General features: G+C 59.4%; 22 protein-coding genes. 13 read left to right on the forward strand and 9 right to left on the reverse strand.

The features are described 5' to 3' along the window. Nucleotides 1-78 precede the first annotated feature (78 nt). Nucleotides 79-492, forward strand: a complete 414-nt coding sequence (locus KXD86_RS15575; protein WP_218637077.1) for a GFA family protein — start codon at nt 79-81, stop codon at nt 490-492. Here KXD86_RS15575 and KXD86_RS15580 read toward each other — a convergent pair. Then, nucleotides 486-1,607, reverse strand: a complete 1,122-nt coding sequence (locus tag KXD86_RS15580; protein ID WP_218637175.1) for a PQQ-dependent sugar dehydrogenase — start codon at nt 1,605-1,607, stop codon at nt 486-488. The two genes, KXD86_RS15575 and KXD86_RS15580, sit on opposite strands and share 7 nt — an antisense overlap. A gap of 211 nt (nt 1,608-1,818) precedes the next feature. Here KXD86_RS15580 and KXD86_RS15585 point away from each other — a divergent pair, with 211 nt between their 5' ends. After that, nucleotides 1,819-3,996: a TonB-dependent siderophore receptor gene (locus tag KXD86_RS15585; RefSeq protein ID WP_218637078.1), complete on the forward strand. Its 2,178-nt coding sequence runs from the start codon at nt 1,819-1,821 to the stop codon at nt 3,994-3,996. A 129-nt stretch (nt 3,997-4,125) separates the two neighbouring features. Here KXD86_RS15585 and KXD86_RS15590 read toward each other — a convergent pair whose 3' ends face one another. The 6 genes from KXD86_RS15590 to KXD86_RS15615 form a co-directional block, all read right to left on the reverse strand. Beyond that, nucleotides 4,126-4,938 (reverse strand): (2Fe-2S)-binding protein, encoded by an 813-nt coding sequence (locus tag KXD86_RS15590; RefSeq protein WP_218637079.1) that lies wholly within the window; start codon nt 4,936-4,938, stop codon nt 4,126-4,128. Further along, nucleotides 4,925-6,952 (reverse strand): Fe(3+)-hydroxamate ABC transporter permease FhuB, encoded by a 2,028-nt coding sequence (gene fhuB, locus KXD86_RS15595; protein ID WP_218637080.1) that lies wholly within the window; start codon nt 6,950-6,952, stop codon nt 4,925-4,927. The genes KXD86_RS15590 and fhuB overlap by 14 nt, the downstream gene beginning before the upstream one ends. Then, nucleotides 6,942-7,871 (reverse strand): ABC transporter substrate-binding protein, encoded by a 930-nt coding sequence (locus KXD86_RS15600; protein ID WP_218637081.1) that lies wholly within the window; start codon nt 7,869-7,871, stop codon nt 6,942-6,944. Before KXD86_RS15600 ends, fhuB begins: the two co-directional genes overlap by 11 nt. After that, complete coding sequence (locus tag KXD86_RS15605) at nt 7,861-8,634, reverse strand: ABC transporter ATP-binding protein (RefSeq protein WP_218637082.1); 774 nt, start codon at nt 8,632-8,634, stop codon at nt 7,861-7,863. The genes KXD86_RS15600 and KXD86_RS15605 overlap by 11 nt, the downstream gene beginning before the upstream one ends. 82 nt (nt 8,635-8,716) lie before the next feature. Further along, a complete protein-coding gene (locus tag KXD86_RS15610) occupies nt 8,717-10,507 on the reverse strand; it encodes an ABC transporter ATP-binding protein (protein ID WP_218637083.1) in 1,791 nt (596 codons plus the stop codon). Between the two features lie 109 nt (nt 10,508-10,616). After that, on the reverse strand, nt 10,617-11,069 hold the full coding sequence (locus KXD86_RS15615; protein WP_218637084.1) for a YaiI/YqxD family protein: 453 nt from the start codon (nt 11,067-11,069) through the stop codon (nt 10,617-10,619). A gap of 121 nt (nt 11,070-11,190) precedes the next feature. Here KXD86_RS15615 and KXD86_RS15620 point away from each other — a divergent pair, with 121 nt between their 5' ends. The 8 genes from KXD86_RS15620 to KXD86_RS15655 all read left to right on the forward strand — a co-directional run bounded on the left by KXD86_RS15620 (nt 11,191) and on the right by KXD86_RS15655 (nt 17,238). Beyond that, nucleotides 11,191-11,763, forward strand: a complete 573-nt coding sequence (locus KXD86_RS15620; protein WP_218637085.1) for a histidine phosphatase family protein — start codon at nt 11,191-11,193, stop codon at nt 11,761-11,763. A 69-nt stretch (nt 11,764-11,832) separates the two neighbouring features. Further along, on the forward strand, nt 11,833-12,171 hold the full coding sequence (locus tag KXD86_RS15625; protein WP_218637086.1) for a zinc ribbon domain-containing protein YjdM: 339 nt from the start codon (nt 11,833-11,835) through the stop codon (nt 12,169-12,171). Nucleotides 12,172-12,309: 138 nt separating this feature from the next. Next, a complete protein-coding gene (locus tag KXD86_RS15630) occupies nt 12,310-14,583 on the forward strand; it encodes a putative bifunctional diguanylate cyclase/phosphodiesterase (protein WP_218637087.1) in 2,274 nt (757 codons plus the stop codon). 95 nt (nt 14,584-14,678) lie between these two features. Beyond that, nucleotides 14,679-15,173 carry a copper chaperone PCu(A)C gene (locus KXD86_RS15635; RefSeq protein WP_312846313.1) on the forward strand — a complete coding sequence of 165 codons (495 nt, stop codon included), beginning with the start codon at nt 14,679-14,681 and terminating at the stop codon, nt 15,171-15,173. A 190-nt stretch (nt 15,174-15,363) separates the two neighbouring features. Next, nucleotides 15,364-15,762: a GFA family protein gene (locus tag KXD86_RS15640; protein ID WP_218637088.1), complete on the forward strand. Its 399-nt coding sequence runs from the start codon at nt 15,364-15,366 to the stop codon at nt 15,760-15,762. A gap of 163 nt (nt 15,763-15,925) precedes the next feature. Beyond that, nucleotides 15,926-16,210: a DUF2834 domain-containing protein gene (locus KXD86_RS15645; protein ID WP_218637177.1), complete on the forward strand. Its 285-nt coding sequence runs from the start codon at nt 15,926-15,928 to the stop codon at nt 16,208-16,210. A 37-nt stretch (nt 16,211-16,247) separates the two neighbouring features. Next, a complete protein-coding gene (locus tag KXD86_RS15650) occupies nt 16,248-16,745 on the forward strand; it encodes a DUF3291 domain-containing protein (RefSeq protein ID WP_218637089.1) in 498 nt (165 codons plus the stop codon). A gap of 115 nt (nt 16,746-16,860) precedes the next feature. Then, nucleotides 16,861-17,238 carry a nuclear transport factor 2 family protein gene (locus tag KXD86_RS15655; protein WP_218637090.1) on the forward strand — a complete coding sequence of 126 codons (378 nt, stop codon included), beginning with the start codon at nt 16,861-16,863 and terminating at the stop codon, nt 17,236-17,238. Here the strand turns inward: KXD86_RS15655 and KXD86_RS15660 are convergent. Continuing rightward, complete coding sequence (locus KXD86_RS15660; RefSeq protein WP_218637091.1) at nt 17,227-19,110, reverse strand: sensor domain-containing diguanylate cyclase; 1,884 nt, start codon at nt 19,108-19,110, stop codon at nt 17,227-17,229. The two genes, KXD86_RS15655 and KXD86_RS15660, sit on opposite strands and share 12 nt — an antisense overlap. Before the next feature lie 415 nt (nt 19,111-19,525). Here KXD86_RS15660 and KXD86_RS15665 point away from each other — a divergent pair, with 415 nt between their 5' ends. From KXD86_RS15665 to KXD86_RS15675, 3 genes are all read left to right on the forward strand, one after another. Then, nucleotides 19,526-19,894 (forward strand): SpoIIAA family protein, encoded by a 369-nt coding sequence (locus KXD86_RS15665; protein ID WP_218637092.1) that lies wholly within the window; start codon nt 19,526-19,528, stop codon nt 19,892-19,894. Between the two features lie 212 nt (nt 19,895-20,106). After that, the gene (locus tag KXD86_RS15670; RefSeq protein WP_218637093.1) at nt 20,107-20,409 is read left to right on the forward strand and encodes a hypothetical protein; all 303 of its coding nucleotides are present in this window, start codon (nt 20,107-20,109) and stop codon (nt 20,407-20,409) included. Nucleotides 20,410-20,452: 43 nt separating this feature from the next. Next, complete coding sequence (locus KXD86_RS15675) at nt 20,453-20,845, forward strand: DUF2784 domain-containing protein (RefSeq protein WP_218637094.1); 393 nt, start codon at nt 20,453-20,455, stop codon at nt 20,843-20,845. A gap of 12 nt (nt 20,846-20,857) precedes the next feature. On the opposite strand, the gene KXD86_RS15680 is transcribed toward KXD86_RS15675, so the two are convergent. Further along, nucleotides 20,858-22,618 carry a diguanylate cyclase gene (locus tag KXD86_RS15680; protein WP_218637095.1) on the reverse strand — a complete coding sequence of 587 codons (1,761 nt, stop codon included), beginning with the start codon at nt 22,616-22,618 and terminating at the stop codon, nt 20,858-20,860. Nucleotides 22,619-22,625 lie beyond the last annotated feature (7 nt).

Here is a 22,625-nt window from a genome sequence, read left to right on the forward strand (position 1 = left end):
CGCTCTGGTTCTTCAAGTAGCCGGCGGGTATCATCAGCCCTGAATTGACGCGCTCCCGCCCGATTGAGAGACAAAGCTATGTATACCGGCCAATGCCTGTGCGGCGACATCACCTATGAATACGACGGTCCCCTGGGTCCGGTTGCCCTGTGTCATTGCAGCCAATGCCGCCGGGCCCACGGCAGTGCGTTTTCTGCCAGTGCACCCGTGCAGAAGATCCGGTTTCGATTCGTGAGCGGCGAAGCGTTGGTCACCGAGTTCGAATCCCGCCCTGGTAAATACCGGGCTTTCTGCAGCCGCTGCGGTAGCCAGCTTTACAGCCGGGTGGACGCCATTCCGGGCATCCTGCGCCTGCGGGTAGGTGCCATCAATGAGCCTCTGGGCAAGGGCCCGGCACAGCATGTGTATACAGGCTCAAAATCGGACTGGTTTGAGATAACCGACGATATCCCCCAGTTCGAGAAAACCGAAAGAACCAACGACCCTCACTGAGCGGGCAGCAACCGGTAAACCTTACCGGCGGAATCGTCGGTCAGAAGCCAGAGGGCTCCATCGGGGCCCATCCGAACGTCCCGTATCCGCTCTCCCAGATCCGTCAGCAGGTCTTCTTCTTCAAGCACGGCCTCATCTTTGATGCGCAGGCGGACGAGTTTCTGAAGCTTGAGCGCCCCCAGAAACAGATCGCCTTGCCATTCTGACATCCCCGAGCCGGTGTAGAAGGCCATGCCTGACGGTGCGATGGATGGGTCCCAGTAGTGCAGGGGCTGCGCCATTCCTTCTTTTTCGGTGTCCAGGGTAATCGGAATGCCGGAATAGCCGATGCCGTAGGTGATTTCCGGCCAGCCATAGTTGGTCCCGGCCCGCAGGATGTTGATTTCATCCCCACCCCGGGGCCCGTGTTCGTGGGTCCAGATGGCCCCGGTGGACGGATGTATCGTCATCCCCTGAATGTTCCGGTTGCCCCAGGTGAAGAACGTATCGTTGATTTGCGGGTTATCCAGGCCGGGGTTTCCCGGGGCCGGCTCGCCGTTCACGGTAATGCGGTGCACGCCCCCGGCGTCGTCGGACGTATCCTGGGCCCGGTCCATTTCGCCACGGTCGCCGACTGCCACGTACAGGTAGCCGTTGCTGTCGAATTCCATGCGCCCGGCGAAATGCCGGGACTTGCTGGAGCGGGGCAGGGCCTCAAAAATCACCTCTACATCCTCAAGACGGTCCTGCTCGAATCTCGCCTTCGCCACTCTCGTGGTCATGCCACCGTCCGACCGGTGTGCGTAGCTGAGGAACAGCGTGCGATTCTCCCCGAAGTCCGGATGCAATAGCACATCCAGCAGCCCGCCCTGACCGGATACAACGAGCTCGGGGACGCCGGGGATGGCATCGGGATCGAGCACGCCATTGCGGAGAATGCGAAGGCGTCCCGCTCTCTCGGTCACCAGCAGGGATCCGTCCGGAAGAAAGGCGAGGCTCCAGGGATGCTCAAGGCCCGTGGCGACGGTTTCGAGCCGGAATTGCCCGGCGTCTGAGGAAAAGGTCTGGCCGGATACCATGGGCAGCCCCGCCAGGAAGAGGCTGGCTGCGATCGCGAGTTGTCTGAGGGGACGCATCGGCACCTCCCGGTCTGTTGTCGTCAGTGGCATACGAATTACCTGCCGGCGGAGTTCTCAGAATAGCACCTGCTGCGCCACGCCGCCGGTCCAGAAGGGGGGGGAGCGGGGGCATTTCCAGGGCAATTTCAAATTAATTATTTTAAATCAGAATGATTCGCATTAAGATGTGCGTCTCAAGTTTGATTGACCCCAAGAAACGGAGAAGAAGATGTCCCGAATTCCTGATGCTGCCTTCCGCCGCAAGGCCCTGATCTCAGCCATGATGGCTGCCACCCTGCCGGGCATGGCTTGGGCGCAGGACGATTCACCGATGGTCCTGGATGCGCTGGAGGTCTCCGCCGACCGCGGTCCGGCCTCGTCGGAAGAAACCCGTAGCTACGTCGCGGAATCCACCACCACAACCATGAAAATGGGGCTGACCCACCGTGAGACGCCCCAGTCAGTCACGGTTATCACCCGTGAACAGATGGATGATTTTGCCCAGAACGACATTAACGATGTTCTTGAGGGCACTACGGGTGTCACCGTGGAATCGGTGGAAACCGACAGGACCTACTACACGGCTCGCGGATTCGACATCAATAATTTCCAATACGACGGTGTCGGCCTCCCGGCGGTCTATGACAACGTCCAGGGTGAGCTGGATACGGCATTTTTTGACCGTATCGAAGTGGTTCGTGGAGCCAACGGTCTGATGACCGGTTCCGGCAATCCGGCGGCAACGGTGAACTTCATCCGAAAACGCCCGACAGCAGAAACCAACGGTTCCATCGCCGTAACGGGCGGCTCCTGGGATCAGAAACGCATCGTGGGCGATGTGTCCGGTGCCGTGTCTGAATCCGGTGCCGTTCGTGGCCGGGTTGTGGCCGGCTACGAGGACAAGGACTCCTACCTTGATCGCTACAGCAACGAGAAGCAGATGTTCTACGGGGTGATCGAAGCGGATCTGACCGACACCACGCTGCTGACGCTCGGGCACTCGTTCCAGACCTCCGATACAGACAGCCCGCTCTGGGGCGCCCTGCCGCTGTTCTACACCGACGGCACCGCGACGGACTACGCCCGTTCAACCAGCACGGCGTCCGACTGGTCCTACTGGGACAACACCCAGAACAACAGCTTCATTGAACTGCAGCAGGAGCTTGCCGGTGGCTGGCGTGCCCAGGGCACGGTCTTCCGTCTGGAGAACGACAGCACCTCGGAGCTGTTCTACCAGTACGGCACGCCCGACCCGCAAACCGAGCTGGGCCTCTTCGCGTACCCCAGTCAGTACGACCTGAATGTCGAGCAATGGGTGGTTGATACCTATGCCACAGGCCCGTTTGACCTCGCCAACCGGACCCACGAACTGGTGGTGGGCGCGAGCTGGTCTCGTTCTGAAACCGAGGATCTGTCCCGTTACGACAGCAGCACTGGCACCGCCATGCCGCCGCTGGATCAGTTTGACGGTTCGTTTCCTCGCCCCACCTATGACAACGGCACCCAGGGTTCAGACTGGACCGATAAGGAAGTTGCCACCTACGCGGCCGCGCGCTGGAGCCTGACGGATCGGCTCACCGCCATCACTGGCCTGCGTCTGACCTGGCTGGATAGCGAAGGTGAAAGTTACGGCAGTACCAAGAACACCAGCTACAACGCGGTAGAGACGCCGTACGCGGGGCTGATCTATGACGTCAACGAGAACCACTCTGTTTACGCCAGCTATACCGAAATTTTCGCGCCGCAGACGGAGCTGGACATCAACCGCGACCGACTGGACCCGATTGATGGCGTCAATTACGAGCTCGGCCTGAAAAGTGAGTTTGTCGATGACCGCGTGAACACCACCGTGGCCCTGTTCCAGACCGAGCAGAAGAACGTGGCGGAAGCCGCTGGCACCTACCCGGACTCGCCGGACGTTTACTACCGTGGCATCGACGGCCTTGAGAGTCAGGGTGTGGAACTGGAACTCGTTGGCGATCTGACCGACCGGATCCAGGTCTTTGCCGGGTACACATACGTGGACATTGAAGACGCCGATGGCAACGCCGCGAAGTCCTTTGTTCCGGAGCATCTGGCACAACTGCGCGGCACCTGGAAAGTTCCCGGCATCGACGGCCTGAAAGTCGGCAGTCAGGTTCGCTGGCAGTCCGAAATCAGCCAGGAGCAGGGCGTGGCGACGACAGGTCCGAACGCCGGCAGCACCATCGTTACCGAACAGGACAGCTACGCCGTTCTGGATCTGATGGCCAGCTATGACTTCGCCCGTCACTGGAATGCCACCCTGAACGTGAACAACGTAACCGATGAGAAGTACATCGAGAGCCTGAAGAAATTCGGCGCCTCGGCCCAGGGCTTCTACGGCGAGCCGGCGAACGCCAGCCTGACCGTTTCCTGGGTTTACTGAAACCGGTTCCGGAGCGGGTGATCCCCGCTCCGGAAATTTTTGCACCGCAATGGATGCTGGGAGCGTGCCTCATGACACCGGAACAGGAAATGATCGAAGGACTGAAACTGGCCGCAGGTGCCGGATTGCTTATTGCGCTGGCAGCCACTGGCCTGGCGCTTGGCTCCGGGATTGGGGGCTAGCCTCAGCCATACGCGCTTTACGATAGACTCCACACGTGCCGCAGTACCCACCTTCCGGCAGCAGATACTTCAGGCAGCATCCTTTTCGCTGGGGAATGGCGCACAGGTGGCCACTGAATTCTGCCGGTATCCAGTCCATGAATCGATGGGCATCACAGGTGAATGCCGCCAGCCAGGCTTGAGCCAGGCTGCATACCCCCTTCGCATCCGCAAGGTTCCACACCGCCGAGAAAGGCGCGCCCAGACCCAGGGCGATACTGCTCCAGTAGGCCCCCGGGCTGACTCCAAGACCCTGCCGGAAAGCCGGATACCAGGCTGTTACGAGCGCGCTCAATTGCGGAACGAACTCCGCCACACTCAATGCAGGCTGTGATGGCGCGTGAAACCATCGCGGCGTTGCCGCCCCGTCGCGAGCGGAGGCAAGGAAAATCCGGTTTGCGTCCGGCAGGGTCGCTGCGCCATCGCGAAACAGTTTCAGCGTCAGCGGTGCAATCACCGAGAGCGCCAGATCCTGCTGGATGAAAGAGGCATACGCCCGCAGGGCGCGGGCATCGGTGGTGTCGGGATAGTCCTGGGCAAGTTGCTGTTGCAGTCGTTCTGGCTGTTCAAGGCACTGGGCCAGCGAGAGCAGTGCGGGATGCTCCAGATCGGGAGGCTGCAACGCCTGGCCTATGACGGATTCAGCGTCCAGGCCGGCGGACGCCAGCAGTTGCCGATATCGCCCTGGCCAATCGGTAATCGCAGAGTCAGCTGCGGCCATGGCGGCTCAGCCCCCACAGGAAATACAGGCCACCGACCAGGGCCGCCAGAAGCCCGGCGGGTAACTGCGCGGGGTAGACGACAATCCGGGACAGATAATCGGCAACTGCCAGCAACAGGCCGCCGGCAAGGGCGGCCACAATCATCTGCCGGCCCACCGTCTGCTGTCCGAGTACGCGGGCCAGATGCGGTGCGATCAGACCGACGAAACTCAATGGCCCGATGACCACGGTAGCCGCGGCTGTCAGCAGTGCGGCGATCAGGAGCAGGGCCAGGCGGGCCCGGCCGACGGGCAGTCCCAGGGATGACGCCGTAGTGTCACCCAGGGGCAGGATGGTCAGTGGGCGGATGACGGTAAACAGACACAGGCTGACAAACAGGATCAGGCTCAGCAGCGCCAGCGCCTCGGGTTCGGAAATCAGCCAGGTGGAACCGTACATCCAGTTCAGCAACTTGGACGCCACGGTCCCTCCGGAGGCCATCACCAGCCGTAGCCCGGAATCCATGAAGACGTAAAGTGCGAGCCCGCCCAGCAGCAATTGATTGCCGGCAAAGCGGTGTCGCCGCGCCAACAGGATCAACAGGCCAAGGGCACCGGCTGCGCCCGCCGTGGCCGCAGTCAACTGCCCGGCGCGGCCGACGTCAACGCCGCTCAGGACGATCAGCACCATGACCAGGGCGGCACCGCCACTGATGCCAAGCATTTCCGGGCTCGCCATCACGTTGCCGGTCATGCGCTGTATCAGGGTGCCAGCAAGACCCAGAGCGATCCCGGCAAGAATGGCCGCGAGCATTCGGGGGCCGCGCCAGACCCAGGCATCGTCCCACTGGCTCAGGGGTGTCCAGCTCCATTCCTGGAGTCCCGGCGACCAGCCCATGGAAACAACAAACGTGGCGAACAGCAGCGTGAACAAGACAGAGCCAATCACAACGGCGGGGCGTCGCACTGGAATAAAGCCGGTTGGGTTGGAACCCTGGCCGGGCATGTGGTGCGTGTTCCTGAAACTTTGCAGGGCCAGCAGGATGATGGGCCCGCCAATCAGCGCCGTCGTTGTGCCGGTGGGCACCAGGGAACCATCGCCCCAGGTGGACGCCCAGTGCGCCAGGGTATCGGCCAGGAGCAGCAGGCCACCGCCAAACAGCGTGCTCCATAACAGGCGTTCAACAAGGGTCCGGGCACCGAGCAAGCGCGCCAGTACCGGCGCGGCCAGGCCGACAAAGGCAACCACCCCCACCCGGCTGACGACCGTGGCGCTCATCAGCACCACGAGGAACAGCGCCAGCATCCGGATCAGCCCCACCCGGGCACCCAGCGAGCTGGCGGAGGCCTGGCCCAGCTGCAACAGCTGCAACGGTCGCATCAGCAGGACCAGCGCGAGCGCCAGGACCAGGACCCGTGGCCACAGGTCCATAAACGGAGCCCAGTTGTTCTGAACCAGAGAACCAGCGCCCCAGATAAACAGGTTGCCCAGCCATTCGCCCCTGAGCAGAAGGAAGGCCATGTTCAGCGCGCCCATGAAAAAGGTGATGACCAGGCCGGCGAGAATGACCGTAACCGGCGAAAAGCCCAGGCGCCAGGTCAGCGCGATCACCAGCCCAATGGCCAACAACCCTCCGGCCACGGCCGCAAGGTCCGGACTGAACGCCAGTACCGCCGGGGCGTACAGGGTGGCAACCGTCACGCCGAACTGCCCGCCGGCTTCCACACCGAGCGTGGTTGGCGAAGCCAGAGGGTTACCCAGTACCTGCTGAGTGACGGCACCGGCCAGCCCCAGGCCGCAGCCGATCAGAATGGCGATGGAAACCCGCGGCGCCCAGCTGAAATGGGCCAACACAGAGGTGTAATCGTCCCCGTTGTAGGTCCAGAATGCGGAAATCAGGGCGGTGGGATTCAACTCGGCTAGCCAGGGCGACGCACTGGCGGCCAGTGCCCCAAGCCAAAGCAGGACCGCCGCCAATGGGAGTTTGCCGGGAAGTCTGGGTGCGCGCGTGGTGAGCCGGGTTTCAGCGTACATTGTCAGTACCTCCCTGGAGGAGCGCGTCCGTCAGGTCCATCGCCAGGCGCTTGACCGGGAACACCCCGCCAAATGGCCAGACCGCGTCTATCTGATAAACCTCGTCGCGCCGCACCGCGGGCAGGTAGGTCCAGAACGGGCTGTGCGCCAGATGGTCGGAAAGCTCTGGTCGGGTTGGCTCAATGACCACAACGCGGCTGTCCGGGTAGGCGGCGATGGCTTCAAGGCCAACCACGGAAAAGCCCCAGTAGTTGCCGTTGTGTGGCCAGGCATTGGTCAACCCCAGCTCGTTAAGCGTGGTTTGATACAGACCATTGGGGGCATAAATTCGAACGTGCCGGTCGTCGAGGAAATTCACCAGGGCAACCGGCTGATCGGTAACGCCATGCTGCCTGAGGCGCTCACGCTGTGCGGCAAGGGTGTTGTCGATATCCGTCAGGATGGCGTGGGCGCGTTCCTCCACGTCGAGAATGTCACCCAGGGTCAGCAACATCTCCCGCGCTTTCTCGAACGGCCTGGACCCCTGGGTGTACACGCTGATCACGTAGGTTGGGGCGATGCGCTCCAACAGATCGGTGGCTGGTGCCATTTCGGAACTGGTGACAATGAGATCCGGCTTCAGCTCGGCAATGGCCTCGAGGCTGGGGGCGACTCGGGCGCCGATATCGGGGACCGACTCCGGTAATTCAGGCTCCTGGACCCAGACGGAATAGCCGGCCTTGTCCGCCACGCCGACCGGCGTTACGCCCAAAAGAAGCAGGGTTTCGGTCGCGGCCCAGTTCAGGGCGACAACGCGTTTGGGAGCTTCGCTCAGGGTGAGGGTGCCCTGTTCGTGCTGCCAGGTTTTTGCGGCCGTCACGGTGGCGGAAAAACACAGCCATAGGACGATGATGATTCGGGTCAGGCGATCAATGGACATAGGACACCCACTGGCCGGGCGCGCGTTCCATCACCCCCATTGGCACCCCGTAAATGGTTTCCAGTATGCCGCTGGTCATGACGTCCTGCGGTGTCCCGTCGGCGATCAACTGGCCGCCGCGCAAAGCGACGAGGCGGTCGCAGAACCGGGCGGCCAGATCGACATCGTGCAGCACCACAATCACGGTCAGGTCTCTTTCCTCGGCGAGGCGATGTACCAGCCGCAGGGTTTCCACCTGATGCTTCACGTCCAGCGCCGAAATGGGCTCGTCGAGTAACAGGCAGCGGGTTTTCTGGGCCAGCAGCATGGCGATCCAGGCACGTTGACGCTCGCCGCCGGACAGGGTGTCCACTGAGCGGTGCCGGAAACGGTTCAGGCCGGTGTCCTCAATGGCCCGGTCAATCAATTGGTCGTCTTCGGCGGTGTAACGCCCCAGTGGCCCGCGCCAGGGGTAACGGCCCAATGCGACCAGTTCACGGACGGTCAGGCCATCGGTTCCAGGCGGATGCTGGGGCAGGTAGCCGACGGTACGGGCAAACTCCCGGGCGCCGGTATCGCGGAACGAATGCCCTAACAGGCTGGCCTCGCCCGTGGACGGCGTCAGCTGCCGGGCCAGGATTTTCAGCAGGGTGGATTTGCCGGAGCCGTTATGGCCGAGGAGGGCAGTGACTTCTCCCTCCTGAAAGCCAATGTTGAGGTTATTGACGATGGTGGTGTCGCCGATGCGGACACCCAGGTTGGTTACTACGAAAAAGGCAGACATGCAGGCTCCCGGCTATCTGAAGGCCTGCAGGATAATCTAAATGCGAATTACTATCAATAATGATTGTGGCCGGCCCAGGCGCTCAGGCCTGGCCGGTCTGCACCCGCCACTGGGCGTTGTAGGCACCCTGTTGGTCGAGGAGTTGCTGGTGGGTTCCGGCTTCCACCACCTTGCCTGCCTCCACAACGGCAATGGTATCGGCGTCGACAATGGTGGAGAGGCGGTGGGCAATCATGATCACCGTTCGGTTGTGGCCAATGCGCTTGAGGGAACGCTGTATCGCCGCTTCCGTTTCATTATCCACGGCGCTGGTGGCCTCATCGAGGACCAGAATCGGCGGGTCTTTCAGCAATGCACGAGCCAGGGAAAGGCGCTGGCGTTGCCCCCCGGAAAGGCGGACACCGCGCTCGCCTACCGGCGTTGCCAGCCCCTCGGGCAGGGCCTCAATGAAGGACCAGGCCTCGGCGGTTTTCGCGGCTTCGATGATGTCTTCTTCGGAAGCGTCTGGCTTGCCATAGGCGAGGTTGTCCCGAATGCTGCCTTCAAACAGGTAGGCGTCCTGGCTTACCAGGCCGATGGCCTCGCGCAGGGACTTCAGGCTGACAGACTGGATGGGCTGGTTGTCGATCAGGATGCGGCCATGGCTGGGGTCGTAAAACCTCAGCAAGAGCTTGATCAGGGTCGACTTGCCAGAACCGGTCGCGCCAACCAGCGCCAGGGTATGACCGGCCGGTACGTTGAGATCGATACCGCGGATACCGGCACCACTGGACGGATAGTGAAAGCTTACTTTCTCAAACCGGACCTCACCCCTGACCGGGGTCTGCAGCGATTCGCCGGCCTGGTCGTGCACGTAGACCGGTTCAGCCAACAGGTCGAGAATGCGCCGGGTGCTGGCCATGGCCCGTTCAAACAGATCGATCACTTCCGCCAGGCCGGTCAGGGGCCACAACAGACGCTGGGTAAGGAATACCAGTACACCGTAGGCGCCAACATTCAGCGAACCTTCCAGGGCCATCATCCCGCCGACGGTGAAAGTGGCCAGGAAGCCCGCGAGGATGGCCATGCGAATCACGGGGATGAAGGCGGAACTGATCCGGATGGCCCGGCGATTGGCCTCCACGTAGGCCTCACTGCTTTCCTTCAGGCGTGCCGCTTCCCGCTGTTCTGCGGTAAAGCTCTTGATGGTGGCGATACCGCCCAGGTTGTTGGCCAGCCGGCTGGACAGATCGCCGACTTTCTCCCGCACATCGGCGTACAGCGGGCCCGCTTTACGCTGGAAGTAGAAGGCGCCCCAGATAATCAGCGGAATCGGGGTAAAGGCCAGCAGGGCGATGAGGGGCGACAGGACAAAGAAAACGGCGCCGACGGCCACCACCGTCACCAGCACCTGGATCATGGCGTTGGCACCGCCGTCGAGGAAACGCTCAAGCTGGTTCACGTCGTCGTTCATAGTGGCCACTAACTGACCGGAACTACGTGCCTCGAAAAAACTCATGTCCAGGCGCTGGGCATGCTCGTAGGCATCCTGTCGCAAATCCGACTGCAGGCGCTGGGCCAGATTGCGCCAGAGAATCTGGAACAGGTATTCGAAGAGGGATTCGCCGGCCCAGATGAAGAACGTCAGAATCGCCAGGATGGTGATCTGCTCCCGTGCCGTTTCAAAACCCAACCCGGCGACGAAACTCTGTTCCTGATTGACCACCACGTCGATGGCGACGCCGATCAGGATCTCCGGCGCGATGTCGAACAGCTTGTTAATGATGGAGCAGGTGGCAGCGGCAATGATCTGTCTCCGATAACCCCTTGCGTAGCGAAAAAGGCGGGCGAGGGCCGCAAAACTGCTGGTGGTGTGGCTGGCATGGCCGGGCATGAAAACACTCCGCGAAGGCTGGAAAAGCGCAAAGGGTAGCGGGAACCTCTCAGAAATAAAAGAGAATCATTACCAACAAGTGCGGGGCGAAGGCGTGAAGACGGCGCTGCTAGCCCTTGCGGTTGCGCTGCAGCCAGCGATCGAGCTTGTCAGCGAATTCCTTGCGGTCCGTCTGGCTGAATGGGGCAGGGCCGCCTGTTACCTGGCCGGCGCTGCGCATCTCTTCCATAAAATTGCGCATGGCCAGGCGCTGGCGGATGTTCTCTTTGGTGAAAGCCTGCCCCCTGGGGTTGAACACGTCCGCACCTTTTTCGATGGCTTCAGCGGCCAGGGGAATGTCCTGGGTAATCACCAGATCGCCAGGACTCATCTGGTCCATAATCTCGTTATCCGCCACATCGAAACCCTGGGGAACCTGGCGACGCTGGATGTAGGGGCTCGGCGGGAGATTGATACTGTGGTTGGCAATGAAGGTGGTCTGAATCTGCCAGCGGGTGGCGGCCCGGCAGAGGATTTCCCGGATGGGGACAGGGCAGGCGTCGGCATCGACCCAGATCGGCATGGAGGGTTCCTTGATTGGTTGGCTCTGGCGGCAAGTTTACCGTCTGTTGGTGTGAGCCTGGTAGGGTGTTTGGACGTATCAAACCTTAAAGTGGACATTTTCAGGCACGGGAGGCACTGACATGACCCTGAAAGCTTTGGCTCTCGGCGTGGTGGCGTTGATGATGTCATTTCAGTTGGCCGCCAGCGACAACCACGCCGATGCATGGCAAGCCCTTCGCGACGGTAATGCGGTGTTGATGATGCGTCACGCCCTCGCTCCGGGAACCGGCGACCCGGCAAACTTCAAGCTCGGAGACTGCAGTACCCAGAGGAATCTTAACGAGGCGGGCAGGGCGCAGGCTCGGTCCTGGAAGCCGTTTCTGGCGGAACACGGTATTACCGAGGCACGGGTGTATTCCAGCCAATGGTGCCGGTGCATGGATACCGCGACTGAAATGAATGTGGGCGAGGTTACCGGCTGGCCGCCACTGAACTCGTTCTTCCAGAACCGGAGCAGTGAGCCCCGCCAGACCCGGGAAACCATTGACGGCGTGAACGCCATGGCCGATGGCCAGCCCATTATCCTGGTGTCCCATCAGGTCAATACCACGGCACTGACGGGCATCTATCCGGCCTCAAACGAGGGCGTTATCCTCGCGCTTCCTCTGTCAGACTCGCCAGAGATACTGGCTCGGGTGGCGCCCGGAAAGTGAGCGTTGGCGGACCTTGGCACAGCGAATTCTGGTATCCTGTGCTTACTTTACGCTCCCAGGAAACCACTCATGGCCCAGCTCCCTCCCTGCCCGCAGTGCAGCTCTGAATATACCTACGAAGACGGCGTTCAACTCGTCTGCCCCGAATGCGGTCACGAGTGGTCAGAGGCCGAAGCTGCGGCGGCCGAAGCCGGCGCAGTGGTGCGTGATGCCAACGGCAATGAACTGCAGGACGGCGATACGGTCTCCGTGATCAAGGATCTGAAGGTGAAAGGCTCCAGTTTGGTGGTGAAAGTAGGCACCAAGGTCAAGAACATCCGCCTTGTTGACGGCGATCACGACATTGACTGCAAGATCGATGGCATCGGCGCGATGAAACTGAAGTCGGAGTTTGTGAAAAAGGCCTGACTTCGAGCCACATGCAGACGCTTGGCTAAACTGTAACCCAGCAGAAAACCTCAGGGCATACGAAGGGCGAGAGTCAGCCTATACTCTGTTCATTGGCTGGATGCCCTCGACATCTCGCGGGACTACCCGGGAGGTCACTTGACCTTACTGAAGCGCAACATCTGGACGCTTTTCTGGCTGGTTTATGGCGGCGGCCTCTTGCTGCTCATCGTTCTCGTGTCGTCCTCGTGGAATACCACCGTTGACCGATATGAACGCCACCACGAATCCCGGGTGGAGTTCTTTGCCCAGTCGGTCGCCAGCATCCTCGGCACGCAGGAACTGGTTCTGGATGTAATCGGCCGGGAGTTGTTGCGCTGGAAACGGTTCCCGATGGAGCCGCAGGCATTGCCTTTGCTGGACAGCGCGATGGAATCCAGTCCCTCGCTGGCCGGCCTGGGTCTGGCCCGGCCCAATGGCCAGCTGATTGCGCTCAGTTCCAACATCAACATGGCGCGGCTGCCCAATCTGCTGGAATCGGAACAGACACGCCCGAGTTTCGAGTTAGCCCTGACCGAGCACAAGATGGTCCTCGGGCGCACCTACCGTTTCGAGCCGCTTGACGAGTGGATTATTCCCGTTCGCAAAGCCCTGCGTGATGATGACGGCGAGGTGCTGGCGGTCATGACGGCAGGCATACGGATTGATGGTGAGCACGGTATTTTCAGCAGTGATCGGACGGATGATGACGACGAGACACTGATGCTGTTTCGGGAGCGGGACGGTTACCTCCAGTTCCTCTCCCGGAATGGTGTTGGACCCGAAGTCTACTCCACGGTTCGCCGCCCGGACGAGCAGATCAGGGCGGATACCGAACGCCTGGAACGGGAGTCCGGCAAGAGCATTGAAGCCATCAAGCGCGACGCAGACACCGTGGTCTATTACTCGGAACGGGACAGCGGCAATTACCTGGGCGCGGCGGTCTACGATGCCCGCTTCGAACTCTGGATTGTGTCCGAATCGGGCATGTCGGGTGTGCTCCGGGAGTTCCTGAAACAGCTGGCGATATACCTCGGGTTGTTCGCGGTCGTATCGGCACTCCTCTACTATCTGTTCAGCCTGATTGATCGCGTCGAAAAGAAACGCCGGGACCAGCTGTTTCATCAATCCAGGCACGATGACCTGACGGGCCTGATGAACCGGGTCGGGTTGATCGATGAGATCCACGCGCGGATCGATGCCCGACGACCGTTCTGCATCGCACTTGTGGATATCGATAACTTCCGCGGCATCAACGATCGTTTCGGGCAGGATTTTGGTGACCAGGTACTGGCCGACTGGTCCCGTTGCCTGCGACAGGCGGCCGGCGAAGACGCCGTGGTGGCCAGTCTCGGGGGCGACGAGTTTGCGGTGGTGACGGGGTTGTCGGACGAGCAACAGATATACGAATATTGCCAGAGCCTGTTGAGTGAGACGAGCAACTGCGTGCTCAGCGGCTCCCTCAATATGCAGATTGGCGCCAGCATCGGTGCCGCGATTTTCCCAGCCAATGGCGACTCGTTCAGCAGCATCGTACGCAGCGCCCACCTGGCACTCCACAAGGCCAAGAGAAACCGCAACGACGTGTGCCTGTTCCAGAGCGACATCGAAACCCGATACCTGCGTCGGGTTCACATTGAGCAACGCCTCAGAGGAGCGCTTGAACCGCACCTGATCACCATGGCCTATCAGGCCCAGGTTGATGCCCAGGGCCGCGTCGTGGGCATGGAAGCGCTGGCACGCTGGTACGACGATGAACTGGGCTACGTTCCGCCGAACGAGTTTGTCTCCGTTGCGGAGGCCTCAGGCCTGATGGTCCAGCTTGGCAACTACGTGCTGGATCGCAGCCTCGAGGATTTCAGCACCTTGCCCCGGCAAAAGGCGTTTCCCTTGGAGTTGTCGGTGAACATATCGGTACTGCAGTTCATGCAACCGGGGTTTGCCGAGTCTGTGCTCGAGAAACTGTACCAGAATCATATGACGCCGAACGAGCTGACCCTCGAAATCACCGAAACCATGTTCATGTCGCGCCAAAGCAAAATCCTTCCGGTGTTGAATCAGTTGCGGGATTCGGGCATCCGGCTGTCCATGGATGACTTCGGAACGGGCTATTCGTCCCTGAGCCTGTTGCGTTCACTGCCCATCGACGAGCTGAAGGTCGATAAAACGTTTGTGGACAGCATCAACGAAGACAAACAGGCGCGGAAAATGGTGGAAAGCATCGTCGCCATTGCGCGGAACCATGAGTTGGACCTGGTCGCCGAAGGCGTTGAAAACAAGGAGCAGGCGGATACCCTGGTCACCATCGGGTGCCAGCGCTTCCAGGGGTTCTATTTCGCCCGCCCCGTCCCGATCGAGGAGGTGCGAGAACTGCTCACTGCGTCCGTTGAATGACCCGCTGCGACGATTCGCCGCACAAAAATACTTGTTCCTTCAGTGCCCTGGGTTAAGCTCAGCGAAAGAATTCATTGCCCCAAGGACTCCTGACCGTGAATGTGAAAATCCTCATTGTTTCTCTGCTGATGGCCGTGATGCCGGTGCTGGCCGTTGCCCATGACTACACCCAGAGCGACCTGAAAATCGACCATCCCTGGAGCCGCCCAACGCCGCCTGGCGGCCCCATGGGCGTGGGCTACCTCACCATCACCAACACCGGTGATTCCGAGGTCACCCTGACGGGTGCACAAACGCCGAGGGCAGGGAACGTCTCAATTCATGAGTCCAGCATGAATAATGGCATGATGAGTATGAAGCCCATGAAACAGGGGCTAACCATACCGGCCGGCAAAACCGTGGAACTCAAGCCCCACAGTTACCACCTGATGCTCGAGAAACTGCGGGAACCTTTGGCGGAAGGCGAGCGCATCCCTCTCGCACTGGAATTTAACGATGGCCAGACGGTGCAGGTTGAACTAACGGTGGAGCCTCTGGGTTACGGCGGGATGAAGAAGGAGATGGAGCAGTCCGGGCACCAGATGGAGTGACATGCTCGCCAGAGTGCAGAATTGAGCAAATTGTATAAAAATGAGTAACAAGCGGCTGCACAGCGACCGGTTCTCCGCACCTTGTCGATTTGGAAATACCTTGCGAACGCATCTTCCAACAGGTCACGACATATGGCGTCCCGGTTGGGCCGCAGGCATACTCATCAATATCACACAAGGAGGTGCATGAATGAAACAAACGGGTAGTTGTCTCTGCGGTGGCGTTCAGTACGAGATCGACGGGCCACTGACCGAAGTACTGAACTGCCATTGCTCAATGTGCCGGAAGCTTCACGCTTCAGCCTTCAGAACCCGCGCCAAGGTCCAATCATCGGATTGGCACACTGTGAAAGGCGAGGAGCTCATAACGTTCTACCAATCCTCTCCGGGTGAGCATAAGGGGTTCTGCTCTAATTGCGGTTCCAGTCTTTATACCAAGTTCGATGCAAGACCTGACATTTATGGCTTTCCACTTGGAACGCTCGATACCGATCCAGGCGTGAGGCCAGAGCGCCATGTATTTGTGGGCAGTAAAGCGCCCTGGTTCGAGATTTCAGATGATCTGCCGCAGCATCAAGAGTACGACTGAGCCGGTGATGTCCGGCAGCGTAAGACGGACTCCCTGACAGACCGCGTCGCTCGACAATTTCAAGACACCTGTGGAAAGCCAATTCAGACGCTAATTTCTCAAACTTCAATCAAGGACGACTGTGAACATCTCAAAATTTCCCCTGATCATTCTCTGTCTTTTCATGGGCTATACCTTCTGGGTAATGGCAGGTGCTGAGCAATCGCTTCTGGCGTTTGGTGCTCAGCTCTTATCGAGCCCGGATACCGCCCAGGTCGTCATAGACCTGTACCTCCTCGCCGCCATGGCCTGCATCTGGATGTACCAGGATGCGAAACGTCGCGGCAAGGGGTTGGGGTACATCATCCCATTTTTTGTTGTAACGGCGGTGTTTGTCTCCGCAGGTCCCCTGCTATATTTGGTGCTGCGCGGCGAACGCGAGTCTGAAGCTGCAACCAGCCAGGTATAACAGCATCCAGGGCATTAACGGATTCAGGAGGAAAACGGTGAGTCAGTACCATATTGCCCAACTCAACATTGCCAAACTGAAGGCGCCGATCGATTCGCCACAGCTTGCGGATTTCGTCGCGAACCTGGACCGGATCAATGCCCTGGCTGACGACGCAGCGGGCTTCGTCTGGCGGTTACAAACCGAAGATGGCGATGCCACCGGCATCGATTATTTCGGCTCTGACCAGATCGTGAACCTGTCGCTCTGGGAATCGGTCGAGGCCTTGCACGACTATGTTTATCGCTCTGTCCACGTTGAGATCATGCGCCGCAAGAAGGAGTGGTTTCACAAGATGGCTGACTCCCATATGGTGCTCTGGTGGGTGCCTGCGGGACACCTTCCGTCCATTGAGGAGGCATCCGCCCAGTTAGAGTTGCTGAGAGAGCTGGGGCCCACTCAGGAAGCGTTTACATTCAAAAAAGCCTTCCCCGCGCCCAATGAATCCGCTAGTGCGCCGTCCGACAGCTGGGGTTCCGAGTGTCCGGCCGTTTGATCGATGGCCCCGTCGAGGCTCGTTTTTGGTATAAAGGGGAGTAGGCGCGCAGTTTAAGGCAGCGACGCGCTTGCAGGAATCCGGAACGTCCACGTCTTAGAAATGGAGTCGATCCATGCAACCCAAAGACATCGTGGCGCAGTTTATCGCGGACATCCATGCCCAACGGTTGGATGAGGCTAAGGCCTTGCTGGCTGCCGAGGATTTCGAGTATGTGGGCCCGAACATGCGTTTCCTGAGCCGGGATGACATGTTGGCCTATCAGTTCGGTATGGTCGCGATCCAGAAGGATCTCGTCCTTCGCCAGTTGAGTGCCGATGGCGAGCACGTGTTTGCGATTCTGGATTACCGGACCCACTTTGAACCGATCGGGGATGTTCGGCTTGCCGTGTGGTTTCGCGTTCGGGACGGCAAGATCCACACCGTGGAAGCGTTCTACAACGCGGCGGTGGTCGAAAACATGCTGGGCGGTAATCTCCCTTCAGCGGACTGACGGGCGGGCAGACTCCTCGGAGGAGGTCCTGATCCGGTTGCGGCCCGCTTTCTTTGCGGCATAAAGCGCATCATCGGCCTGCTTCACGAGGCCTTTCATGTCCTGATCCGGCTGGGGAATGATGGACGCCACGCCGATGCTGGCCGTCAGATAAATGGTCTGGCCTTCCCAGTGCAGCGGCGTCGATTCTACTTTGTGCCGCACGCGCTCTGCCACCACGCAGGCCCCCTCGAGATCGGTATGGCAGAGTAGTATGGCAAATTCCTCGCCGCCGTAACGCGCGACGAAATCGCCTGGGCGGTTCAGGCTGTCCCTTAACAGTTGGGCCAGGTGTTTCAGGCAGGCATCGCCGCCGAGGTGGCCGTAGGTGTCGTTGATGTTCTTGAAATGGTCGGCGTCCAGCAAAAGCAGCGACAAGTTGTGTCGGGCCCGGGCATTTCTTCGCCACTCCACCGCCAGATGGTGGTCGAAAAAGGCACGGTTTTTCACTTGTGTCAGCCCGTCGACGGCGGTCATTTCCTCCAGGCGACGGTTAGCGCTTTCCAGTTCCTGAGTACGCTCTTTTACCCGTGCTTCCAAGTGTTCATTTGCTTCCCGCTGCACCTCCAATGCCCGTTCCTGGGCCGACCGTGCCCGCCGTTCGGAGGCGAGGGCATCGCTCTGGGCCTGGAAGCGCTGTTGGCGTTCCAGGTTGATACGGTAGGCCAGTGCGAAGGAGAACAGCAGTACTTCCAGGGCTGCACCGAATTGCGGCGCGTACTCAAAGAGAACGTTGCGAGGCAGAATCCCCATCTTGTTAAGCACCAACATGGCATGGCCCAGCAGGAGCACGCTCCAGGCAAGGGTGTAGACGCGCGCGAGTACATCGCCGCGGGCCCAGAGGTAAATGCCGATCGCCAGTGCCGAGGGCGCCGCGATAGCAATCATCAGAACCGCCAGGCGCATCGCCGTACCGTAGCTGACCATCAGAGAGGTCGCGCAGAGCAGGAATGCCAAGCCGGCACCACTGAGGGTAAACCAGCGCAGGAATCGTCCCCGGAGGCGCAGGTTGAGAAAGCTGTAGGTGAACAGAAGCACGAAGGCCACGTTCAGCGTAATGGTAGTGGCGAGGACCAGGTTGTTAAGGCGGGGTGCCTGGGGCCAGAGGAACTGGAAGGTCACGCCATGCAGCGCCAATTGCACGATGGTGATCGTCACGACGTTCAGCACGTACCAGACGTAACTGACTTCTCGAACGACCAACAGCACGAACAGGTTGTAGACCGCTAACGCCAGCATGATGCCGGCGAACAGGATCTGCACCGCGAGGCTGTACTGGTCTTTCTCATAGAAGCGTTGGGTTTGCCAAAGGTCCACCGGTAGTTGCACGGCACCCTCGCCGCTCGCCCTGAAATAGACTGTGCGCGCTTCACCTGCCGGAATCTGAAGTGGCAACAACACGTTCCGGTGCTTGATCGGGCGCTGGGACAGTGGGCGCTGATCGCCCGTGAACACTTCATGTGTGACCCGCTCGCCTGCCACCACATAGAGGTTGAGATAATCGAGTACCGGATTGGCCACTTCGATCAGATGGTTTCCGGGGGAGGGGGTATCGTTGATGATTGTGACTCGGAACCAATAGGCGCTTTGGCTGAAACCGAAGTTCGGCACCGCAGCCTCGCTCTGTTGCCAGGCCATATCCCGTTGGCCCGTCAGATTCTGAAGCGTCAATTGATGACTGGGGTCCTCGAGATAGGCGAGCTTCTTACCCAGAGAAACCTGACCATCGATCAATTCAGACAAACGGACGGTAGGCGTTGTCGCGATGGCGCTGCTCGCTATCGCCGCAAGCAGAAACAGAACCAGCAGTTTAGTGATATGAGTCTGTATCAAGGCTTAACCGCTTTCTTGTTTTGAGACGCTTCGCGGAGCAGAGTTTAACGGAAGCTGGCACCGGTTCACTCTGGCTGTGCAAAGAAAACACAAGTTTTTACGATTTCGGCGGAGGGCACTATGCCGAGCCAGTCAGACCAATCCCGCCTTTTTCATCATTTATTTTGCAGTTTCTCGGCACCTTGGCATAAAGAGAATCCGGGTAATATGTTGCCGGTGGCGACGTAATCAGTGAAGACTCAACACGGCCCTTCCATCAACTTACCCTAACGATGGCAACGGCTCCTCACTAACCTATACTTGGTGAATCGTTCGCGCATCCTCGACTGTGGGGGCGACAGTGAATCGTACCGAAGGGAGCCTGTCCGCTTGGGGCATGGCGTCGGATGCGCGTCAGCCAACGGAGGGTCAAGGCATGATCGAACACACGCTGGATACCGCCCACTCCATTCTCTATGTTCGGCCTACCTCCTCGCTGGAAAAAGAGGATTTCGCAAAGCTTGCGGAAACGGCGGATCCCTTCATCGAAAAAACGGGATCGCTGGAAGGGCTCATCATCAGCAGTCAGAGTTTTCCGGGCTGGAAAAGTATCGGTGCGATGGTCACGCATTTTCGATTCGTGAAAGATCATCACAAATTCATCAGGAAAGTGGCCCTGGTGACTGACTCCGCCTTTGGCGACATCGGTGAGCGTCTGGCGTCCCATTTTTTATCGGCCGACATCAAGCACTTTCCCATGGGCGAGCTCAAGGCCGCTGAGCGGTGGGTAGTGGGCGAGGGCTAGGAAGCACTATGCTGGATTGTTCGAAATTTTAAGTCGTCGGACAACGACATTGAGTCTACGCTGGATAGGGTTTGTGGTACTTAGACAACAGCGTAGATGCGCTTTATCTTTTACATGTAGTCATTGCGCATATCGGGAGGCATCTGGTGATGGTGGTTTTCGGGGGCTGCCCGGGAGCATCGTCTAACTGGACACTAAAAAGGAGCTTTAAAATGTCTGCATCAGCAATCTATTCCGCAAAAGTCGGGGCGGGTGAAGGTTTCTCATCGCCAGCCCCTCTGGCTGGCCTGGCCGGCTGGACGGTTTTCAAACAGCAGCAAACTGAAATCTATGAGATTACGCACAATCTGAACCTGAGCAATCCTGAGAGTGACATGCAGGTAGTTGCCACTTCGATGACGCCCGGAGTCAGTGTGGTTGTAGAAGCCGTTAATGCTAACTCGTTCAGGGTATCGGCCTGGACCAGTCAGCTTGCGCCCGCTGAGACGGATTTCATGTTCATTGCGCATTGTTGAGTTCGCCCCAAGCCGGGCGTTGGCATAGTGCCTGGTGAAGCCCATGTTTTCAGGTTCGGTTTACGTTGTTCTGGCAGACTCGCTGCTTGTCCTGCATGTAATATTTGTGGCGTTTGTAGTCCTGGGTCTGCTGGCTATTTATATGGGGCCGTTCCTGAACTGGAACTGGGTGCGGAATATCTGGTTCCGGGTGTGTCACCTGATTGCCATTGGTATTGTCGTCGTCCAATCCTGGCTTGGCGTGATCTGCCCGTTGACCACTTGGGAAATGGCGCTTCGGGACAGGGCGGGAGAGGCCAGCTACGAGGGCTCGTTCGTCCAGCACTGGCTACAATCCATTCTTTACTATAGCGCCCCAGAGTGGGTGTTTGTCCTGAGCTACACGCTGTTTGGTGGGCTGGTCCTGCTCAGCTGGTTTGTCGTCCGCCCCCGGTGATTGCGGAGAGGGTCAGACCGTCACCGCTCCGGCGGCGGCGTCCGACGCATTGCCGGCGCAGACGACATTACGACCCTCCAGCTTGGCCTGATAAAGCGCCTGATCGGCCATCACAATGGTTTTGTCGAGACTGACGTCTTCCGAGTCGCGATTGGCAACGCCCACGCTGATGGTGCAGTGAATGATGTCTGCGCCTTCCTGGATGGTGAGTGCTTCCACGTTCTGGCGGAACCGCTCGGCGACGTGACAGGCCTCGGGGAGGTCGGTTTCCGGCAACAGCAGAATGAATTCTTCGCCACCCCAGCGGGCGAGAAGGTCGCCTTGGCGTCGGGAACTGTCCAGCACTTTGGCGATTTGGCGCAGGATCCGGTCCCCAGTGGCATGGCCGTATTGGTCATTGATCATCTTGAAGTGGTCGATATCAATCATCGCCACGCACATATCCCGGTTGTTGCGTTTTACCAGGCTCCAGAGCGATTCTGCGACGGGCAGGAAGCCCCGCCGATTGTCCAGGCCCGTCAGATGATCCACTTGCGCTTTCCGTTCGGCCGCTATCCGCGCGTGCTGGGTTCGTCGAACCAGGTCCGCCAGTGCCAGCGCCAGCAGCATGGCATCCAGCACCATGCCGATGTCCACGGCGTAAAAGCCAATCTGACTGTACGGTAGAACGCCATAGACCGTGAGTGCGGTAATCGAGGCGCCGATCGCAGAGGCGAGTGTGCCCGCGAGGTAATAGCGAGCGGATGTCATGCCGCTCACCCAGCTGGATATGCCGAGGTACAGCATCAGGGCCGTGAAGATCGGAACCATGGAGAACGCAAGCGTCAGTGCAAACCCTCGTTCTTCCGCGATATAGCAGGCGGCAAACAGCGCGAAGTAGATCAAACAGATCGCCTGAAGGCTTCTGAACAGCTTGCGTCGCCGAAGTTTCACCTGCAGAAAACTGGTCGCAAAGGCTATGCCGGAGAAAGCAAAGCAGAACATCAACAGCGGCGGTGCCCACTGTTGCCAGACTACAGAGGAGGGCCAGACCAGCGCCATGCCTATGCCGCTGTAGGACGCCGTCATGAACACAAAAGTAACCATGTAAATGGAATAGAACAGATACCGCCTTCGCCGGAGTCCGGTAAAGAGCATCAGGTTATAGGCGGCGAGCGCAAACATGACGCCATAGACAAAGCTGTAAAAGGCGGCGTCAAACTGTTCCTGATTGTGTCCGGCCTTAATGCTGGTGAAGTAGAAGGGAACAACGACGGGATCTGAGGTTTCAACCCGCAAAAATAGGCGTGTTATGCCCGAGGGAAATGCGTATTCAGCGGTCGGTACCCGTGTGGAGAAAGAGCGCTTGTGAACCGGTATGGTGTCGCCGCTTTTGAATCGCCTGGGCGGCTCGCCTGTCGGCATCAGGTAGAAATCGACCCGGTCGAGCCAGCCAATCCGGACAGACATCCGTCTTGCGATGGGGGCGCCGGTCGGATTGAGGACATCGGCAACTAGCCAGACAGCACCCGAATCGATGCCATTGGCGATGACACGGTCATCGGTGCGCTGGAGGACGTCGGGTGTTTCCCCAATGAGGAACTGGATGTCGCCTACCGACAATTCTTCACCCTGTTCCTCGATATACGCCATCCGGTGGGCAATGGCGCCGTGATAACCCAATCTGGCATCGAGCCGGGGCACGGTCAGTTCTGCGTTGGCGGATGCGCCGAAAGCGCTGGCCATCAGAGCCAGCAGGGTCAGCAGATTCAGGAGTGTCCAATACCGTCGCACTTGGTTT

This window comes from Marinobacter arenosus (assembly GCF_019264345.1).
Classification (GTDB): domain Bacteria; phylum Pseudomonadota; class Gammaproteobacteria; order Pseudomonadales; family Oleiphilaceae; genus Marinobacter; species Marinobacter arenosus.

Excerpts from the sequence above, each read along its gene's own strand:
- KXD86_RS15575 (WP_218637077.1), top strand. The coding sequence starts at position 79 with ATGTATACCGGCCAATGCCTGTGCGGCGACATCACCTATGAATACGAC.
- KXD86_RS15580 (WP_218637175.1), bottom strand. The coding sequence starts at position 1,607 with ATGCGTCCCCTCAGACAACTCGCGATCGCAGCCAGCCTCTTCCTGGCG.
- KXD86_RS15585 (WP_218637078.1), top strand. The coding sequence starts at position 1,819 with ATGTCCCGAATTCCTGATGCTGCCTTCCGCCGCAAGGCCCTGATCTCA.
- KXD86_RS15590 (WP_218637079.1), bottom strand. The coding sequence starts at position 4,938 with ATGGCCGCAGCTGACTCTGCGATTACCGATTGGCCAGGGCGATATCGG.
- fhuB (WP_218637080.1), bottom strand. The coding sequence starts at position 6,952 with ATGTACGCTGAAACCCGGCTCACCACGCGCGCACCCAGACTTCCCGGC.
- KXD86_RS15600 (WP_218637081.1), bottom strand. The coding sequence starts at position 7,871 with ATGTCCATTGATCGCCTGACCCGAATCATCATCGTCCTATGGCTGTGT.
- KXD86_RS15605 (WP_218637082.1), bottom strand. The coding sequence starts at position 8,634 with ATGTCTGCCTTTTTCGTAGTAACCAACCTGGGTGTCCGCATCGGCGAC.
- KXD86_RS15610 (WP_218637083.1), bottom strand. The coding sequence starts at position 10,507 with ATGCCCGGCCATGCCAGCCACACCACCAGCAGTTTTGCGGCCCTCGCC.
- KXD86_RS15615 (WP_218637084.1), bottom strand. The coding sequence starts at position 11,069 with ATGCCGATCTGGGTCGATGCCGACGCCTGCCCTGTCCCCATCCGGGAA.
- KXD86_RS15620 (WP_218637085.1), top strand. The coding sequence starts at position 11,191 with ATGACCCTGAAAGCTTTGGCTCTCGGCGTGGTGGCGTTGATGATGTCA.
- KXD86_RS15625 (WP_218637086.1), top strand. The coding sequence starts at position 11,833 with ATGGCCCAGCTCCCTCCCTGCCCGCAGTGCAGCTCTGAATATACCTAC.
- KXD86_RS15640 (WP_218637088.1), top strand. The coding sequence starts at position 15,364 with ATGAAACAAACGGGTAGTTGTCTCTGCGGTGGCGTTCAGTACGAGATC.
- KXD86_RS15645 (WP_218637177.1), top strand. The coding sequence starts at position 15,926 with ATGGGCTATACCTTCTGGGTAATGGCAGGTGCTGAGCAATCGCTTCTG.
- KXD86_RS15655 (WP_218637090.1), top strand. The coding sequence starts at position 16,861 with ATGCAACCCAAAGACATCGTGGCGCAGTTTATCGCGGACATCCATGCC.
- KXD86_RS15665 (WP_218637092.1), top strand. The coding sequence starts at position 19,526 with ATGATCGAACACACGCTGGATACCGCCCACTCCATTCTCTATGTTCGG.
- KXD86_RS15670 (WP_218637093.1), top strand. The coding sequence starts at position 20,107 with ATGTCTGCATCAGCAATCTATTCCGCAAAAGTCGGGGCGGGTGAAGGT.
- KXD86_RS15675 (WP_218637094.1), top strand. The coding sequence starts at position 20,453 with ATGTTTTCAGGTTCGGTTTACGTTGTTCTGGCAGACTCGCTGCTTGTC.